Origin of the sequence: Actinoplanes sp. NPDC049681 (genome assembly GCF_044465265.1) — a bacterium.
GTDB lineage: Bacteria > Actinomycetota > Actinomycetes > Mycobacteriales > Micromonosporaceae > Actinoplanes.
On the sequence record NZ_JBITLP010000001.1, the window covers coordinates 280,561 to 296,752 of the forward strand.

The 16,192-nt window shown below is 71.2% G+C and carries 18 protein-coding genes; 5 read left to right on the forward strand and 13 right to left on the reverse strand.

Annotation, left to right across the window (positions count from 1 at the left end; translation table 11 throughout):
- Positions 1 to 95 precede the first annotated feature (95 nt).
- Together serS and ACIBO8_RS01285 are read right to left on the reverse strand one after the other, a co-directional pair.
- The gene (gene serS / locus ACIBO8_RS01280; protein WP_396113085.1) at positions 96 to 1,358 is read right to left on the reverse strand and encodes a serine--tRNA ligase; all 1,263 of its coding nucleotides are present in this window, start codon (positions 1,356 to 1,358) and stop codon (positions 96 to 98) included.
- A 48-nt stretch (positions 1,359 to 1,406) separates the two neighbouring features.
- Positions 1,407 to 2,069 carry a hypothetical protein gene (locus tag ACIBO8_RS01285; RefSeq protein WP_396113086.1) on the reverse strand — a complete coding sequence of 221 codons (663 nt, stop codon included), beginning with the start codon at positions 2,067 to 2,069 and terminating at the stop codon, positions 1,407 to 1,409.
- Positions 2,070 to 2,135: 66 nt separating this feature from the next.
- Here ACIBO8_RS01285 and ACIBO8_RS01290 point away from each other — a divergent pair, with 66 nt between their 5' ends.
- The 3 genes from ACIBO8_RS01290 (at position 2,136) to ACIBO8_RS01300 (ending at position 3,758) form a co-directional block, all read left to right on the forward strand.
- A complete protein-coding gene (locus tag ACIBO8_RS01290; protein WP_396113087.1) occupies positions 2,136 to 2,564 on the forward strand; it encodes an OsmC family protein in 429 nt (142 codons plus the stop codon).
- 63 nt (positions 2,565 to 2,627) lie between these two features.
- Positions 2,628 to 2,969: a metallopeptidase family protein gene (locus tag ACIBO8_RS01295; RefSeq protein WP_396113852.1), complete on the forward strand. Its 342-nt coding sequence runs from the start codon at positions 2,628 to 2,630 to the stop codon at positions 2,967 to 2,969.
- Between the two features lie 54 nt (positions 2,970 to 3,023).
- On the forward strand, positions 3,024 to 3,758 hold the full coding sequence (locus tag ACIBO8_RS01300; protein ID WP_396113088.1) for an AIM24 family protein: 735 nt from the start codon (positions 3,024 to 3,026) through the stop codon (positions 3,756 to 3,758).
- Between the two features lie 159 nt (positions 3,759 to 3,917).
- Here ACIBO8_RS01300 and pheA read toward each other — a convergent pair whose 3' ends face one another.
- Both pheA and ACIBO8_RS01310 read right to left on the reverse strand, forming a co-directional pair.
- The gene (pheA, locus tag ACIBO8_RS01305) at positions 3,918 to 4,874 is read right to left on the reverse strand and encodes a prephenate dehydratase (protein WP_396113089.1); all 957 of its coding nucleotides are present in this window, start codon (positions 4,872 to 4,874) and stop codon (positions 3,918 to 3,920) included.
- A 44-nt stretch (positions 4,875 to 4,918) separates the two neighbouring features.
- Complete coding sequence (locus ACIBO8_RS01310; RefSeq protein ID WP_396113090.1) at positions 4,919 to 5,320, reverse strand: hypothetical protein; 402 nt, start codon at positions 5,318 to 5,320, stop codon at positions 4,919 to 4,921.
- On the opposite strand from ACIBO8_RS01310, the gene ACIBO8_RS01315 reads away from it, so the two are divergent.
- Complete coding sequence (locus tag ACIBO8_RS01315) at positions 5,310 to 6,080, forward strand: hypothetical protein (protein ID WP_396113091.1); 771 nt, start codon at positions 5,310 to 5,312, stop codon at positions 6,078 to 6,080. The two genes, ACIBO8_RS01310 and ACIBO8_RS01315, sit on opposite strands and share 11 nt — an antisense overlap.
- A 140-nt stretch (positions 6,081 to 6,220) precedes the next feature.
- Here ACIBO8_RS01315 and ACIBO8_RS01320 read toward each other — a convergent pair whose 3' ends face one another.
- From ACIBO8_RS01320 to ACIBO8_RS01330, 3 genes are all read right to left on the reverse strand, one after another.
- Positions 6,221 to 6,610, reverse strand: coding sequence for an ACT domain-containing protein (locus ACIBO8_RS01320; protein WP_396113092.1), 390 nt, complete (start codon positions 6,608 to 6,610; stop codon positions 6,221 to 6,223).
- A 65-nt stretch (positions 6,611 to 6,675) separates the two neighbouring features.
- Positions 6,676 to 7,146, reverse strand: coding sequence for a hypothetical protein (locus tag ACIBO8_RS01325; protein ID WP_396113093.1), 471 nt, complete (start codon positions 7,144 to 7,146; stop codon positions 6,676 to 6,678).
- A 146-nt stretch (positions 7,147 to 7,292) separates the two neighbouring features.
- A complete protein-coding gene (locus ACIBO8_RS01330) occupies positions 7,293 to 8,018 on the reverse strand; it encodes a hypothetical protein (RefSeq protein ID WP_396113853.1) in 726 nt (241 codons plus the stop codon).
- Positions 8,019 to 8,344: 326 nt separating this feature from the next.
- Here ACIBO8_RS01330 and ACIBO8_RS01335 point away from each other — a divergent pair, with 326 nt between their 5' ends.
- Positions 8,345 to 9,547 carry an arginine deiminase gene (locus ACIBO8_RS01335; protein WP_396113094.1) on the forward strand — a complete coding sequence of 401 codons (1,203 nt, stop codon included), beginning with the start codon at positions 8,345 to 8,347 and terminating at the stop codon, positions 9,545 to 9,547.
- A 251-nt stretch (positions 9,548 to 9,798) separates the two neighbouring features.
- Here ACIBO8_RS01335 and ACIBO8_RS01340 read toward each other — a convergent pair whose 3' ends face one another.
- From ACIBO8_RS01340 to ACIBO8_RS01365, 6 genes are all read right to left on the reverse strand, one after another.
- Entirely contained in the window at positions 9,799 to 10,686 is an 888-nt protein-coding gene (locus ACIBO8_RS01340; protein ID WP_396113095.1) for a DUF5926 family protein, read from the reverse strand.
- Between the two features lie 99 nt (positions 10,687 to 10,785).
- Positions 10,786 to 12,192 carry an ATP-binding protein gene (locus tag ACIBO8_RS01345; RefSeq protein ID WP_396113096.1) on the reverse strand — a complete coding sequence of 469 codons (1,407 nt, stop codon included), beginning with the start codon at positions 12,190 to 12,192 and terminating at the stop codon, positions 10,786 to 10,788.
- Positions 12,193 to 12,277: 85 nt separating this feature from the next.
- Complete coding sequence (locus tag ACIBO8_RS01350) at positions 12,278 to 13,078, reverse strand: glycerophosphodiester phosphodiesterase (protein ID WP_396113097.1); 801 nt, start codon at positions 13,076 to 13,078, stop codon at positions 12,278 to 12,280.
- Positions 13,075 to 13,410 carry a rhodanese-like domain-containing protein gene (locus ACIBO8_RS01355; RefSeq protein ID WP_396113098.1) on the reverse strand — a complete coding sequence of 112 codons (336 nt, stop codon included), beginning with the start codon at positions 13,408 to 13,410 and terminating at the stop codon, positions 13,075 to 13,077. Before ACIBO8_RS01355 ends, ACIBO8_RS01350 begins: the two co-directional genes overlap by 4 nt.
- Before the next feature lie 16 nt (positions 13,411 to 13,426).
- Positions 13,427 to 14,623, reverse strand: coding sequence for an LCP family protein (locus tag ACIBO8_RS01360; protein WP_396113099.1), 1,197 nt, complete (start codon positions 14,621 to 14,623; stop codon positions 13,427 to 13,429).
- A gap of 161 nt (positions 14,624 to 14,784) precedes the next feature.
- Positions 14,785 to 16,050 (reverse strand): LCP family protein, encoded by a 1,266-nt coding sequence (locus ACIBO8_RS01365; RefSeq protein ID WP_396113100.1) that lies wholly within the window; start codon positions 16,048 to 16,050, stop codon positions 14,785 to 14,787.
- Positions 16,051 to 16,192 lie beyond the last annotated feature (142 nt).

A 16,192-nucleotide genomic window follows, 5' to 3' on the forward strand; every position in this document is an offset into this window, starting at 1 on the left:
GGTGCGGCAACCCCCGCGGAGGGCGGAAGGAAAACGTTACACCGGCCCGGCTACCAGCTGCTATGACTTCTGGTAGCCGGACGGTGTATTACCGGTTAGCGAACCGGTTCCAGGATGTCCCGGCCGCCGAGGTACGGCTGCAGCGCCTTGGGTACGCGTACCGAGCCGTCCGGCTGCTGGTGGTTCTCCAGGATGGGAATCAGCCAACGGGTCGTGGCCAGCGTGCCGTTGAGCGTCGCCGCGGTCTGCGGCCGGCCGTCGGCGTCCCGGTAGCGGATGTTGAGGCGCCGGGCCTGGAACGTGGTGCAGTTCGACGTGGACGTCACCTCGCGGTAGCGCTCCTGCGACGGCACCCACGCCTCGCAGTCGAACTTGCGCGAGGCGCTCGAACCCAGGTCACCCGCGGCGACGTCGATCACCCGGTAGGGCACCTCCACCTTGGCGAGCATCTCCTCCTCCATGGCGAGCAGCTTCAGGTGCTCGGCCTCGGCCTCCTCGGGCTTGCAGAAGGAGAACATCTCCACCTTGTCGAACTGGTGCACCCGCAGGATGCCCCGGACGTCCTTACCGTGCGAGCCGGCCTCCCGGCGGTAGCACGACGACCAGCCCGCGAACCGCTCCGGCCCGCCGTCGAGGTCGAGGATCTCGTTCGAGTGGTACGCCGCCAGCGGCACCTCCGAGGTACCCACCAGGAACAGGTCGTCGGCCTCGAGCCGGTAGACCTCGCTGGCGTGGCTGCCGAGGAAGCCGGTGCCCTCCATGGCCTCGGGGCGTACGAGAGAAGGGGTGATCGACGGGGTGAAGCCGTGCTCCACCGCCTGGGCGATCGCCAGCTGCAGCATGCCGAGCTGCAGCAGGGCGCCGACGCCGGTCAGGAAGTAGAACCGCGAGCCCGACACCTTCGCGCCGCGCTCGGTGTCGATCGCGCCGAGCGCCTCGCCGAGCTCCAGGTGGTCGCGCGGCTTCTCGATCGCCGGCCGTTCGCCGACCTCGCGCAGCACGACGAAGTCGTCCTCGCCGCCGGGCGGCACGCCGTCCTGCACCACGTTGGGCACGGCCAGGTGGGCGCGCCGGAGCGCCTCGTCGGCCTCGCTCGTCGCTACCTCGAGCGCCTTGACCTCGGCCGCGAGCTCCTTGGTACGCGCGAGCAGTGCGGCCCGGTCGTCGCCGGACGCCTTCGCGACCTGCTTGCCCAGGGACTTCTGCTCCGCGCGTACCGCCTCGAACCGCTGGGTGGCGGCCCGCCGCTCCTCGTCGGCGCGCAGCAGCTCGTCCACCTTGTCGGGGGACTCCCCGCGCAGGCGCTGGCTGGCACGGAACAGCTCGGGGTCTTCGCGAAGCAGGCGCAGGTCAATCACGAATGATGAGCCTACCGGCGCCGGTGTCCGGTCTTCACCTCGATATGCCTAGCTGGGCTTGTCCCGGCTCTCGTCGGACGCGGCCCACGTCTGGGCCGGCGTGACGGTCAGCTCGAACGGCGCGTCGGGCAGCTGCTCCTCCTCCTCGGGCGGCGGCGGCCGTCGAGGGTCCCCTCGCCCGGTGAAGTACATGGCGAGCAGGACGAGAGCGATCCCCACGGCCGCGCACCACGGCCCGCGGCCCATGGTGAGCTGCATCTGGTCGTCGTCGAGCCCGCTGACGTCGAGCTGCCCGGCGATCCAGGTCGTCTCGTCGAGCGACGACCACACCGCCGCGACCAGGGCCAGCATGACGCCGCCGGTGCTCAGGGCGGCCAGCCGGGCATACCCGCGCCCGGCGGCCGGGCCGAAGAGGGTGAGAACCACGGCCGCCGTCAGGAAGAAGAGCCCGACCAGATACGCCGTTCCCCACCCGTCGAGCTCCGCAACGGTGGCTCCGAACGTACGGGTGCCGGTCTGCACGTCCCGGAACACGGTGGCGTCGATCTTGGTGACCTGCCACTCCGACACCAGGGAGGCGAACAGCGCCAGCCCGCCCAGGGCCGCGGCGAGGGGCCCGATCCGCCGGTCGCCCGACAGCCCCGCCAGGAAGCTCGCCCGGCGCGCCGGCGGAGGCTCGGGGCCGAACTCGACCACGGCAGGCTCGGACATGCACCCATCATTGCCCGCGGGCCGTCCACCGGCCAGCCTTGCCGGATATGGACTAGCGTCACGGGTATGCCTATTCGCACTGCTTCTGCCCGCTGGTCGGGCAACCTCACCGAGGGCTCCGGCACCGTCAAGACCGGAAAGGGCGGGTACGAGGGGAACTACTCCTTCAAGTCCCGCTTCGAAGAGGGCGAGGGAACCAACCCCGAGGAGCTCATCGGCGCCGCGCACGCCGGCTGCTTCTCGATGGCGTTCTCGAAGGCGCTCGCCGACGAGGGCTTCACCCCGACCTCGGTCGAGACCACCGCCAAGGTCCACCTGGACAAGACCGACGCGGGCTTTTCCGTCACCCGCATCGACCTCGAGACCGTCGGCGACGTCCCGGGCGTGGACGCCGACACCTTCCAGAAGATCGCCGAGGGCGCCAAGGAGAACTGCCCGATCTCCCGCCTGCTCTCGCCCGGCGCGCAGATCACGCTGAACGCCACGCTCTCCTGACCCACGCCGCGTGCTCCACCCGCTCCCGGGCGGGTGGAGCACAATGGGCGCGTGCCGGTCGAGATGAGCCGTGAACGCTTCGAGGAACTGGTCGGCGAGGCCCTCGACGAGGTGCCTCCCGAGCTGCTCCACATGATGAGCAACGTGGTCATCCTGGTCGAGGACCTGCCACCGGACGGCTCTCTGGACCTGCTCGGCCTCTACGAGGGCACCGACCTGACCCGCCGCGGCTGGGACTACGCCGGCGTGCTGCCCGACCGGATCACCGTCTTCCGGCTCCCCACGCTCGCCGTCTGCGACACGGAGACCGACGTGATCGACGAGGTCGCCATCACGGTGGTGCACGAGATCGCCCACCACTTCGGCATCGATGACCAGCGACTTCACGAGCTGGGCTGGGGTTGAAACCTTGCTGCGAGGCCTTACTCTCTGCTGAGTCATCGCCTACAGGAGGACCTCATGCGCAGCGATCTGTTCTCGGCCGACAACCTCGAGAAGGAGTCGACCCAGCCGGGCCTGCGGCTCCAGAATTCCAAGCTGCTCAAGGCGGAGCTGAACGGCGAGTTCATGGCCCGCGTCGGCTCGATGGTCGCGTACCAGGGCCAGGTCCAGTTCGAGGCGCTCGGCTCCGGCGGCCTCGGCAAGTTCCTCAAGCAGAAGCTGACCGGCGAGGGCGTACCCCTGATGAAGGTCAGCGGCCGCGGCGACGTCTTCCTCGCGGAGAACGCCGCCGACATCCACCTGATCGACCTCGAGCCGGGTGACGGCCTCTCCATCAACGGCGCGAACGTCCTCGCCTTCGACTCGACCCTCAACTACGACATCAAGATGGTCCAGGGCGCCGGCGCGCTCTCCAACGCGGGCCTCTTCAACTGCGTCTTCACCGGCTACGGCCGCATCGCCGTGACGACGAAGGGCAGCCCGGTGGTGCTGACCGTCGACCAGCCCACCTACGTCGACCCGCAGGCCGCGATCTGCTGGTCGGCCAACCTGCAGACCGGCTACCACCGCGCCGAGCAGCTCGGCCTCGGCACGCTGCTGGGCCGCACCACCGGCGAGCGCTTCACGATGAGCTTCGCCGGCCAGGGCTTCGTCGTGGTCCAGCCCTCCGAGGAGCCGCCGGGCGGTCTCGCCGGCGTCGCCCACGGTCAGCAGCAGCAGGGCGGCATCCTGGGCAACCTGCTCGGCAACTAGATCAAGATCAAGGGCTTCATGTCGTAGCTCGGTGGGTGGTGCGGACCGCAACTCCCGTCGAGGCCGGGCCCGGAGATCCAATCGCCTAGCGGCTCATGAGCGGATCCCCGGGCCCTTCATTCTGCGTGAGTGGCGACCCCGCCTCGCTACGCCTCGGCGTCAGTAGGGGTCGCCCGCGCGCAGCCGGCTGAGCCAGGCGGCGCTGTCCGCGAAGTCCTCGTTGGTCAGTCCCGGCTGCGACGGTGCGGACTCCTCCCGCGCCTTCTTCGACCAGCGGTGACGCGGGTACGAGCCCAGGAACCGCACCTCCGCGCAGATCCGCCGCAACCCCTGCAGTGCCTCCCCCAGCCGCGGCTCGGCGACGTGGCCGGTGCAGTCGAGGAAGAACACGTACACCCCGAGCTGCTCACCGGTCGGGCGCGACTCGATCCGGGACAGGTTGATCCCCCGCACGGCCAGCTCGGTCAGCACCGACAGCAGGGCACCGACCCGGTCATGCGCGATCATGACGGCCAGCGACGTCACGTCGTCCCCGGTCGGCGGCGCCGGCGGGGCGGGGCGGGACAACAGCGCGAACCGGGTGACCGCATCGGCATGGTCCGCGATCTTCTCCGCCAGCACGGTGAGATTGTTCTTCGGCACCCCGATCGGCGCACAGATCGCAGCGTCGTACTCCCCGGCGGCCGCGGCGATGGCGGCGGCCGAGTTCGACAGCACATCGACCACGACGGCATCCGGAAGGTTGGCCCGCAGCCAGTTCCGGCATTGCGCGGACGCCTGCGGGTGCGCGGCCACCGAGCGGATCGCGGCCAGCGGCGTCAGCGAGGCGGAGGCCAGCACGAACTCGACCGGCAGCACCACCTCGCGCGTGATGACCAGCGGGCTGCCGGTGCCCAGCTCGTCCAGCGTCACCGGCACGGCACCGCCCACCGAGTTCTCGAGCGGCACGAGCGCGGCGTCGGCCTCTCCGGCGCGTACCGCCTCAAGCGCCTCCGGGACGCTCCGGGCCGGTGTCCGGATCCCCCGTTCGGCGGCGGGAATCGTCCGCAGCGCCTGCTCGGTGAAGGTCCCTTCGGGTCCCAGATAGACGAAACGGGTCGGTGGCGTACCGGGCATTCCCCCACCCTAAGGCCCCGGCCGGTCCCGGAGCGTATCCGCCCTCAGGCGCCGCAGGCCCGAACCCGGATCCCGGCGGGCGCCTCGGCCCGTACCCGCTGGCTGCACACGTCGGTGCCGGCCTCGACGAGCTGCAACGCGGCCGGCTCGCCGGTGGTCACCACGAACAGCGGCTCGTACTTGTCCTCGGAGTCCTTCGCCACGATCTCGATCGTGGCGAATTGCCACTTACCCGAGCAAAAAGGCCCGTCGATGACCTTCAGCTGCCGGTCCGGAATCCCGGCGGTCCCCTCGACCACCCCGACGACCTGCGCGGTGGTCGGCCCACCCGTGCACTTCGGCGCGGGCGAAGGCCCCGTCGCCCCGGGCGCCGTGGTGGCCGGACCCGTCGTGGCGCCGACCGGCGGCGTGTACGGCAGGGTGGGCAGGGCCGCGGTGGGCAGCACCCCGGGCGGCACCCCCGGCAGCCCTCCCGCTGTCGGCGCCGTCGCCGGCACGGTCGGCACGACGGCCGGAAAACCGGAAGCAAACGACGACGCGGCGGGACTGCCGGTCACCCCGGGCGGAGAAGTCAACGGCGGCGCGGGCGGCGCTCCGCACCCGCCCACCAGCAACAACCCACCCGCGGACAACACCATCCCGCCCGCCGCGGGAAGCAACCCCCTCGCGGCCCGCAGCGCCTCACCCGTCGACCGCAGCGTCGCTCTGGCGGTTGGCAGCGTCGCTCTGGCGGTTGGCAGCGTCGCTCTGGCGGTTGGCAGCGTCGCTCTGGCGGTTGGCAGCGTCGCTCTGGCGGTTGGCAGCGTCACCTTCGCGGCCGTCAGCCAGGAAGCCGCGGACTTGAGCAACGCACCCGCCGACCGCAGCAACGCGCTGGCGGACGGCAACGACTTTCTCGCCGGCAGTGGCAACGGGCCCGGGCTGCGGTGGACCGACCCAGACGCGATCCCCGCCGCCGGCGGCAACGGTGTACTCGCCGGCAGGGCCCTCGTGCCTGCCGGGCGCAGCGGCCTACCCGCCAGCGAGCTCAGGGGCATCGTGCCCACGGGGAGCGGCGACCCCGTGGGGAGCAGCGATGCACTCGCCGACAGGGGCAACGCGCCCGCCCGGCGCAGCGACCTACTCACCGGCAGCGGCGACCCATCTGCGGTCGGCGGCAGCCCGCGGGCCCGGCGGCGGGAATCACGCAGCACGCGCCCATGCTAGGACGTCAAAGGTCGGACAATCGTCTCGATTTGGCCGCACTCATCCCATCGCATTGCCCGAAATGGCACCTACGGCAAGGACCGCGCGACCCCGCGCCGCGCACTCGGACAAGTGCCGCGGTCGACGGCTGGTGGGCGAGCTCAGGGATTGATGCGGTGACCGGCGGCCGTGAGCGTGTCGATCGCCTCGGTCAGCCGGACCTGCGGCACCAGGAGGTAGTCCGTGTCGTACGTCGAGAACGCCACGAGGTTCACCCGCGCGTCGGCGAGCGGCCCGACCAGCGAGGCCAGCACGCCCGTGAGCGCGAGGTCGAGCGGTCCTACCACGCGCAGGCAGCGCCAGGCGGCTTCGACGGTGGCGCCGTCCGGGATGCGGTCGGCGGCGCAGATGACGGAGAGCTCGTCGGGCGCCCAGGTCACCGAGATGACGCCCTTGTCGTCCGGACCGCCGCTCAGCGAGGCGGGCAGGGGTGATCCGGCCGGCAGCCGGCACACCGCGTACTCCTCCGGCAGCAGGTCTAGATCGAGCATGAGGGAACCCTACGGGCCGGACCCCGTTCACCCCAATGGGTTACCGGTGCGTTGATCGCCACACGTCAGTAGCGGATCGCGGAGAAGAACGTGAGGGACGCGACGACCCGGGCGTTCTCCAGGATCGGTGTCGCGATCGCGTCGACGGTCACGTGCCGCTCCTCGGTGGGCGGCTGGATCCGCATCAGCCCGCGCGCCAGCCGTTCCGAGGTCAGCGCCAGCAGGGGCGGGATCTTCTCGATCTCCTGCTCGGTCAGGTCACCGCCGCCGGCGGTGAAGTCGATGAGGCGCAGGGCGCCCTCGCCGCCGAGCAGCGGGCGGCCGACCACGTCTGCTCCCTTGCCAAGGCCGAGCAGGTCGCTGGCCGAGGGGGACACGGCGACGATGGTGGAACTCACGTCGATCACGAGACAGGGCTCGACGGCCTGCCAGACCGTCGCGGCCCACCGGTCGATGTTCGAGACGAACTCCGATTCGTCCGGCGTACGCGCCTGGGGCACGAACGCTCCCGAGAGTGAGAGCTCGACGTGCGCCACCCGCACCTCCCTGTCATCAGTGCCGTCCGGCGGACCCGACTGCGGCCGGACCGACGAGGCCCGAGACCCACGGTCTCATACCTCGAGTGTCCGGCCGTCGGCGCTCGCGTCAAGCCTCGACGGCGAGCGGAGCACTGGAAGGAACGTTACCGGCGGGTCGCGCGCTTGTCAGCGGCCGTTTGGTCGCCCGGGTACCACCGGTAGTCGCCGGCCGGGCGGTACGGGGCGTTCGCCCAGGTGCCGGGGTGCTGCGCCACGGCTGAGAGTTTGCTGGCGGTGGCCGGCGAGATGCGCGCACCGCCGGCGATGAGCAGCCGGTCGAGCTCCTTGTGGGTGGCTACCAGGCAGTCCTTCGGCAGGCCGTGGACGCTGATGACGCCGGAGCCGACGAAGGCCAGTACGGGCGTCACCGGCACGGTCAGACCGACGGCGGAGCTCATGGCACGGCCGGCCCGCTTGGCGTCGCGGCGGGCGTCTGCCACGTACGCGGGACGCTTGCCGTTGATCTGCACCACGTCGCCGGCGATGAGGACGCGGGCCCGCCCGTGGTCGGCGACCGTGACGGCGTAGACGCCACCGGGGCCGATTGCGAGGAAGCCGGCCCGGTCGTCGCTCGGGTCGTGCTCGTAGCCCAGCGAGTCGGTACGGGGCCAGTCGACGATGTGCCACGCGGGTCCGAGGCGGTCGAGCCGGGTCAGCGCACGGGCGCCGGCGGCCTCGAGGCGGCGGGCGTCACGTTCGGCGCGGCGGCGGCGGGCCCACTCGACGGGGCTGGGGCGGACCGGTTCGAGCGCCGTGGGCGGGGCGGCGATGGCGGGGGCTTGCGGGCGATGGGGCATGGGCAGGGCGGGGCGTGCGGGGAAGACAGTCACTGCGACCTCCGGCAAAAGGTCCATCGGGCTCTCTTTCCACTACGGTAGGTGTTGGACCCGGTACAGAAGCAAGCCATCGGACCGGAAAGAAAGCGGAATGAGTGGGGATGAATGCCGCATTCACGCACAAGCTCTTTTTCCGTATGGTGCATCACGCGACCTAGGACTCCCCTGGGATCCGAAACGTCCTCAGTCAAGTTAGCGTGCCCTTAGCTGAAGCGCATCCATGTCTCGAATCTTGGCGCAACGTCACAGCACGGATGCGGACAGTAGGGACAAAATCGGCTCGCCGGGCCGCGAGGCGCGCGAGGTCCTAGGCTCGGAGCGTGCCTCCTTACGTGGACAGTGAAGTCGCCCAGCTCGCCACCGTCATGCTGCACCGCCCCGGCGCCGAGCTCGCGAGGCTGACTCCGAGGAACAACGACTCCCTGCTCTTCGACGGCATCCCGTGGGTCGGGCGCGCCCAGGAGGAGCACGACCGGTTCGCCCAGGCGCTGCGCGACCGCGGTGTCGAGGTGCTCTACCTCGGCGAGCTGCTCGAGCAGACACTCGAGGTGCCCGAGGCCCGCGCCGAGCTGACGCAGGGCGTCCTGAAAGGCCCGCGGCTGGGCGACAGCCTCCGGGAACGGGTCGCGGCGCACCTGGCCGACCTGGGCCCCGGCGAGCTCGCCCACGTGCTCATGGCCGGGCTGGCCCACGAGGAGGTGAAGCCCGGGCCGGGCAAGGGTGGCGGGCTCGTCTACGAGCTCATGGACCGGCACGACTTCGTCATCGATCCGCTGCCCAACCTGCTGTTCACCCGGGACTCGTCGGTGTGGGTACGCGACCGCGTGGCGGTCACCAGCCTCGCCATGCCCGCACGGGGCCGCGAGACAACGCTGACCCGCGCGATCTACACCCACCACCCCCGGTTCGCGGGCACGGAGCTGCTCTACACCCCGGGCCTGGAGCACGTGGAGGGCGGCGACGTACTCCTGCTCGCCCCGAACGTCCTGGCGATCGGCGTCGGCGAGCGCACCACCCCGGCCGGCGCCGAACGGCTGGCGCGCCGGGTGTTCGCGGCCGGCCTGGCCCACACGATCCTCGCGGTCCCGATCGCGCAGGAGCGCGCCACGATGCACCTCGACACCGTGTGCACGATGGTCGACGCCGATGCCGTGGTCATGTACCCGAACGTCGCCGACACGCTCCAGGCGTACCCGGTCACCTCGGGTTTCGATGGTGAACCCGTGGTGGGCGCGGCCCGTCCGTTCCTGGTCGCCGCCGCGGAGGCGATGGGCATCGACCGGCTGCGGGTCATCGACACCGGCCTCGACCCGGTGACCGCTGAGCGCGAGCAGTGGGACGACGGCAACAACACGCTCGCCCTCGCACCGCGCCTGTGCGTCGCCTACGAGCGGAACGTCGAGACCAACGCCCAGCTGGAACGGGCGGGCATCGAGGTCATCGCGATCAGCGGCTCGGAGCTCGGCTCCGGCCGCGGCGGCCCCCGCTGCATGTCCTGCCCGGTGCAGCGGCGCCCTCTTTGACGAGCTCTTCATTCAGGTACGGGCACAGCACCGCCCCGTGACACACGCCATGGAGCGGTGCCGTCCCGACCTCACCGCGCCGCCATCCGGGCGGAAGCGGTGGTCCGTCGCGGCGCACCGGAGCCGGCGCAGCGGGAGCCGCCCCAGCGCGGCGGCTGAGCTCAGCCGACCCCGCACAGCGGCAGCCAGCTCACCGAACCGGCGCAGCGGGAGCCGCCCCCAGCGCTTGGCTCGGTTCGGCCGACCGCGGCTCAGCGGAGCGTGAGCTGGCGCCCCACCAGGCCCTGCTTGGCGCGACGAGCGGCCCCGTCCAGCGGACCCGTCTCCGCGAGGGTGTCCGCGTAGCGCTTGGCGAAGTCGGCCAGCGGCGCCTCCCAGTCGGCGGCGTCCGGCTCGCCCGGCAGGTCCCAGACCGGAACCAGCAGCCCGTGGGCACGGAACATGCCCGCGAACTTGGTGCCCTCGCCCAGCACCAGGTCGCCGGCGGCGGAGAGCCGGGCGAGGGCGTCCAGCGCCGTGTCCTCGGCCTCCGGCAGCACCCAGCGCACATGCGCCTTGTCCGGCACCCGGCACCAGTACGCCGCGTGCGCCGCCGACAACCGCGCCGTCGGGTAGATCGACGAGTTCGCGCGCTCGAGCGACGCCTTCACGTTGGCGTCCTCGGCCTGCTCGGCGTCGAGCCAGTACTCGAAGCCCTCGTGCATCTCGATCTCGAGCGGCCCGTCGACCAGGATGTCCTGGAGCCGGGGACCCTCGCCGGGCAGGGCGGGCACCGCCACGGTGTCGCCCGGCGCGGTCCGCAGCGCGCACAGGACGGCCTCGGCGATGTCACGGGACACGTCGCCGGACTGGATGTGGCGCTGCAGGCCGACGAAGATGCGGCCGTCCTGGCGGGTCATCGCGGGCCAGGCCATCGGCAGGACCGTGGAGAGGGTGACCGGGCGGTCGCCGTACTCCTCGACGATCTCCGGCTTGAGGGTCAGCGGCGCGGACGCGGCCGGGACCAGCTCGCGCAGGGCGATCCACTCGGTCTCGTCGGCCAGGCCCTCGAACGGCCGGGCGACGAAGATGTCACGCACCTTCTGGCGCTTGGGCGCCGCGTCGGCGGCGGCTCGGGGGTTCTTTCGACGCTTGCTCACGGCGATCCAGCCTAGGCGGTGCCGGCCGGATCCCCGGCACCCGGCTCGCCGTGTCCACATCGATCATGGTTCAGGCGTGCGGGAGTCCCCCCGGCGTCGTCAGGCGCGGGGCAGCCGTACTTCCACCACCGTGCCGCCGCCCTCGCGGGGGCGCAGCGAGACCCAGCCCTGCTGCCGCTCGACGATCCGGCGGACGAGATAGAGGCCCAGGCCCGCGCCCGGCAGCCGCCCGTTGTCGCCCTGCCAGTACCGCTCGAAGGCCCGCTCGACGTGCTCGGGTCTGACGCCGATGCCGCGGTCCGCCACCCGGAACGTGACCGTGGCCTCGTCGGCGGCAGCGGTCACGGTCACCTCGGTCTCGCCGGGCGAGTACTTGTCGGCGTTGGTGGCCAGTTCCGTGAGGATCGTGGCGAGCGAGTCGCGGTCACCGAACGCCTTGGGCAGCTCGCCCGGCAGATCGGCGAGGACCAACCGGCCGCGCAGGTCGGCGGGGAGCTCGGCAGCCGCCGCGCGCAACGCTTCCACCAGGTCGAACGGGCCGGGCGGGCTGCCGACGTCGCCGCCGTCGTCGCTGGTCGCGGAGAGCAGCCGGTCCACCAGGCGGGCAAGCTCCCCGGCCCGGGCGCCGATCACCCGTACGGCCTCCTGGCGCCCGTCCGCGCCGAGGGAGTCCCAGTGGTTCGTGAGCGTGTCGGCGTACCCCTTGATCACGGTGACCGGCGTTCGCAGCTCATGGCTGGTGACGGCGACGAACAGGTCCCGGTCCTCGTGCCGGCGGTCCTGGTCGGTGGAGTCGCGGAAGGTCACCACCCGCATCCCCGGGGTGCGCGGCAGGTCGCCGGCCGTCACCTTGAGCCGCCGGCCGGAGGGGAGGCGGTGCACGAGGACCTGGCCCGGCGGCGGGGCGGGGAAGGGCAGGTCGCGGTGCAGCGTCTCGTCGGCCGTACGCCCGGTGAGCCGCTCGGCGGCCGGGTTCCAGAGCTGGACGACGCCGTCGCGGTCGATGACGGCCAGCCCGTCGGCGAGGGCCGCCACGACGGGGCCGTCGCCGTGCACGGGTAGTCCCGCCTGGTTGCCGTACATGTGGCCGACGCCGGCTGCGAGCAGCTGCAACACCGCCCGGTGCTCGGCCGTGGGTTCGCCGGAGTCGTCGCCGTACGAGACGTGCAGGGAGCCGACGGTGAGCCCGCCGAGCTCGCAGGGCGCGCCCAGCACGCGGTGCCCGCCACCGCCCTCGATGTGGCCGGAGAACACGTCGTTGCAGGAGTCGACGGTGCCCCGGGGCACGCGCCTGCCGAGGGCCCGGGCGCAGGTGCCGGTGGCCGCGATGATCCGCCCGTGGCCGGGGCTGTATTCCACGAAGCCGGCGCCGAGGGCGCCGAGCACGTCCCGGGCGAGCCGGACGATGTCGTCGAGGACGGCGAGGCCGGTCTCGCCCGCGTTGACCCGGTCGAGGAGCGCGAGCTGCCCCCGCGTCAGCGCGGCGTAGTCGGGTCCGTCCGGCATGTCTGCGAGTCTGCCTCGCTTCCGCCGGTTTGGGCAGGGCGGCGGGTGTCGATCTTGCCAATATTCGGCGCAGGAGTGTCCCGCGTCACACACCCGGTGCGTTCTCGAGTCGGTCGATCACGAAGCGTGGGCGGTCGGTAATGATTCCGTCCGCCTCCTGGGCCAGCACGAGGTCGAGGTCGCGCTCGTCGTTGACGGTCCACACGTACGTCTGGAGTCCGGCCGCCCGTAGTGCGGGCACGAGCCCCGGCCGGGAACGGACCAGGCCGATGCCGGGCCCGGCGATCCGGGCGCCGAACGGCAGCCGTCCCCGTCCCACCCCGGGCGGCAGGATCTCCAGGAGATACACGGTCGGGATGCCGGGTGCCAGCGCCCGGACCCGCCGCAGCGCCAGCGCCGCGAAGGACATGACGGTCACCTGTACGGGCACATCCGGCCCCGGCTCGGCGAGCCCGTGCCGGCGCAGCGTCCGGATCAGCGTGCGCTCGACCTCCGCCCCGTAGCGTGACGGGTGCTTGGTCTCGATGAGTAACCGGACCTGCCGCCCGCTGTCGCGCAGCGCCTCCAGCAGCCGGTCCAGCGTCAGCAGCCGGGTGTGGTCGCCCACGGGCTCGTCCAGCTCGGCCGTCGCGGCGTGCCACGAGCCGAAGTCGAGAGCGTCGAGCTCCGCGAGCGTCTTCGCGCTGACCCGTCCGCGGCCGTTGCTGGTCCGGTCGAGGCGCCGGTCGTGAACGCAGACGAGGTGCCCGTCGCGGGTCAGCCGGACGTCGCACTCCACGCCGTCCGCACCCTCGTCGAGTGCCCGCAGGTACGCGGCCAGGGTGTGCTCGGGCAACGCGTCCGCACCGCCGCGATGGGCGAGGACCAGGGGCCGACCGGGTCTCACAGGATGTGGGCCGGTTGCCCGTTCTCGCTGACGACCTCGCGGCCCTCGCCGGCCCACGCCTGCATGCCGCCGTCGAGGTTGCGCACGTTGTCCCAGCCGTTGCCCATGAGGTACGAGACGACCTGACCCGACCGCCCGCCGGAGCGGCACACGACGACGACCTCGGTGTCGTTCGGGATCTCGCCGAGGCGCGCCGGGACCTCCATCATCGGCATGTGGTGGGCGTCCGGCGCGTGACCGGCCTGCCACTCCTCGGGCTCGCGCACGTCGAGCAGGTAGGCCGAGGATTCGACCTGGGCGGGCGTCACGCTGGGTACCTGTGGTCCGAACACGCCCCTCAGCGTAGAACTACTTCTCGTTGGCGACGACGTCCGGGTTGGCCAGGATGAACTCGGAGAGTTTGTCCTGCCTGACCGCGTTGTACATCTCCATGCTCTTGGGCGTGATGGTCTCCCGGCCGTTCGCGTTGCCGGCGAACGTGCCGTTGTTGGTCCGCAGCAGCACCATGTCGTTGGCCGCCACGCCCTTGAGCCCGAACATGAAGTCGGCCACCGGTACGTCGCCGGTGTCCAGCACGAAGGCCTTGCCGGCCGCCTTGATCAGGTTGTTCACCTTGACCGGGTTGGTCAGGACGCCGCTGCTCGCCGCCTTCTTGGCGATCGCCTTGATGAGCTGCTGCTGGTGGCGCTGGCGGTCGTAGTCGCCGTTCTTCAGGCCGTACCGCTGGCGGGCGTAGTCGAGGGCCTCCCAGCCCTCCATGTCCCGGCAGCCCTTCTCGTACCAGATCTCCTTGTGCACGCCGGCGGTCTTGCGCGCCTCGGCCAGATACATCGGCTTGCCGTTGACGAGCTGCATGTGGTGCGACTTGACCCGCTCGTCGACGCACATGTGCACGCCCTTGAGCGCGTCGATCACGCTCTTGAAGCCGTTGAAGTCGATGATCGCCGCGCCGTCGAAGGTCATGCCGGTGTTTTCCTTGATGGTCTGTGCCATCAGCTGGGCGCCGCCGGCCCACCCGCCGCCGTTCTGCGCGCCGTGGAAGAAGACTTCGGTCGCCTTGGCGGTGCCGCCGGCGTACTTCGCCTTCGGGAAGGCCGGGACCTTCATCTCGGTGTCACGCGGGATCGAGACCAGGTACGCCTGGTCGTGGCTGGCCGGGATGTGCAGCGCGATGATGGTGTCCGACCGCAGGTCGTCCACGGCCCAGCGCTTCCGCGCGTCGACGCCCATGAGCAGGATGTCGACCGGGCCCTTGATGTCGCCGCCGCCGTCGGCCGCCTTCTTCTTCGTGCCGCCCAGCAGATCGTCCTGCGTCACGGAGTTGGTCGCGTTGCGCACCAGCCATTTGGTGCCGACGACGCCCGCGCCGCTGGCCATCATCAGCAGCGCGCCGAACACGACGATGAGCTTGGCCCAGAGCGGGTCCTTGCGCTTCTTCTTCGTGGTGGGCGGCGCCGCGACGATCGGCGGCCGGGTGTTTCGCTGAGGACCACGACTGCCGTTCCGATCCGGCGGCGAGGGGCGCCGGGTGGTCTGGACGGTCACGGGCTCTCCAAGCGATAGGGGTCAACGGCGCAAGTCACTCTACGTTCAACTTCGATCTCGTGCGAGGTCTCATCTGTTCCGCAGGGATACACGCACCGTTAACCCAAACGGCGCGGGTGGCGATTACCGCCGACCCGCGCCGTTTGACTGATTCTGCGAGATCAGCCGTTCGCCGCCTTGGAGGTGTTCGCCGCCATCCACTCGGTCATCTTGTCGGCAGACATCGCCTGGTACAAAGCCAAAGCCTTCTCCCGGTCCGAAACCACGACGCTCTGTCCGGCGATGGTCTCGCTGCCCTTGTTGGGGCTGGTGAGGAAGGTGAGGTTCTCCCCGCGCAGGTTGCGGAACTGCAGCGCCATGTCGGTGAGCGAGAAGTCCTTGTCGGCGGTGATGGCCTTGGTGACCGCCTTGAGGAAGTCGTTGAGCTTCGCCGGGTTGCTCAGGGTGCCGCCGCTGGCCGCCTTGTCCATCAGCGCCTTCAGGAACTCCTGCTGGTGCTGCATCCGGGCGAAGTCGCCCCGGGCGAACTGCTTGCGCTGGCGGATCCAGTCCAGGGCCTGGGCCCCGTCCATGTGCATCGTGCCCTTGGTGAACTTCCGGTGCGGCTTGTGGATCGACGTGATGCTCTGCTCCACCTTGAGGTCGACGCCGCCGAGCGCGTCGGTGACCTCCTTGAAGCCGCCGAAGTCGATCGCCAGCACGTGGTCCAGGTGCACGTCGGTCATGCATTCGACGGTGTGCACCGCCCGCGGCAACCCGCCGAAGGCGAACGCGGCGTTGATCTTGTTGCGGCTGCCGTTGTTGCAGTCGGCGTCGTTGGCCGACGGGATGTTCACCCACAGGTCCCGCGGGATCGACACGAGCTGCGCCGACTTGTGGTCCTTGGGGATGTGCATCACGATCAGCGTGTCCGCGCGCCAGGCGTTCTGCGCTTCCTTGGTCGCGTCCGGGTCCCGCGAGTCGCTGCCGACCAGAAGGATGTTCAGCGCGCCCTCGACCTCCTTGACCGGCCGGCCGTTCGTGAGGTCCGAGAACGCGTCCGTGCGCTTGAGGTCGCCGTTGAGCCCGTTGGCGTACCCGTAGATCGAGATCGCCGCGACGAGGCCGATCACCAGGACCGCGACGCCCGCCACCAGGGCGATGCGGCCCCAGTGCGGCTTGCGCTTGCCCTTGTACGGCCGCCCGCCCGGCCTGCCTCCGGGGCCCCGCGGCGGTCCCGCCGGTCCACCCGGTCCCCCACCGGCGCCCCGCGGCGGCCAGTCCTCCGCGCCGTCGCTGTACGCGCGGCCGGCGGGCCGGTCGGTGCCGCCGTACGCCCGGCCTCCGGGGCGCTGGCCACCCGGCGGGCGATCTCCGTAGGTGCGGCCCGAGCCGGGACGGCTGGTGCCCACGCGGCCGGATGACCCGGGTACCGAGGCGCGGTTCATGGCGCCCGGCATACCCGCCGAGCCCGGCACCGAAGCCCGGCCGGCGGGGCTACCCCAAGAGGACGAAGTCGCAGACATGACTTCAGGTTACGTACCGGCAACCAGGCAAAGCGTGCATCGACACCGGCTCGGCACGAAGGAG

What these genes read in the sequence shown, in the direction of transcription:
- ACIBO8_RS01290 (WP_396113087.1), top strand. Translation starts at nt 2,136, where the DNA reads ATGCCTATTCGCACTGCTTCTGCCCGCTGGTCGGGCAACCTCACCGAG.
- ACIBO8_RS01300 (WP_396113088.1), top strand. Translation starts at nt 3,024, where the DNA reads ATGCGCAGCGATCTGTTCTCGGCCGACAACCTCGAGAAGGAGTCGACC.
- pheA (WP_396113089.1), bottom strand. Translation starts at nt 4,874, where the DNA reads ATGCCCGGTACGCCACCGACCCGTTTCGTCTATCTGGGACCCGAAGGG.
- ACIBO8_RS01285 (WP_396113086.1), bottom strand. Translation starts at nt 2,069, where the DNA reads ATGTCCGAGCCTGCCGTGGTCGAGTTCGGCCCCGAGCCTCCGCCGGCG.
- ACIBO8_RS01365 (WP_396113100.1), bottom strand. Translation starts at nt 16,050, where the DNA reads ATGAACCGCGCCTCGGTACCCGGGTCATCCGGCCGCGTGGGCACCAGC.
- ACIBO8_RS01345 (WP_396113096.1), bottom strand. Translation starts at nt 12,192, where the DNA reads ATGCCGGACGGACCCGACTACGCCGCGCTGACGCGGGGGCAGCTCGCG.
- ACIBO8_RS01320 (WP_396113092.1), bottom strand. Translation starts at nt 6,610, where the DNA reads ATGCTCGATCTAGACCTGCTGCCGGAGGAGTACGCGGTGTGCCGGCTG.
- ACIBO8_RS01295 (WP_396113852.1), top strand. Translation starts at nt 2,628, where the DNA reads ATGAGCCGTGAACGCTTCGAGGAACTGGTCGGCGAGGCCCTCGACGAG.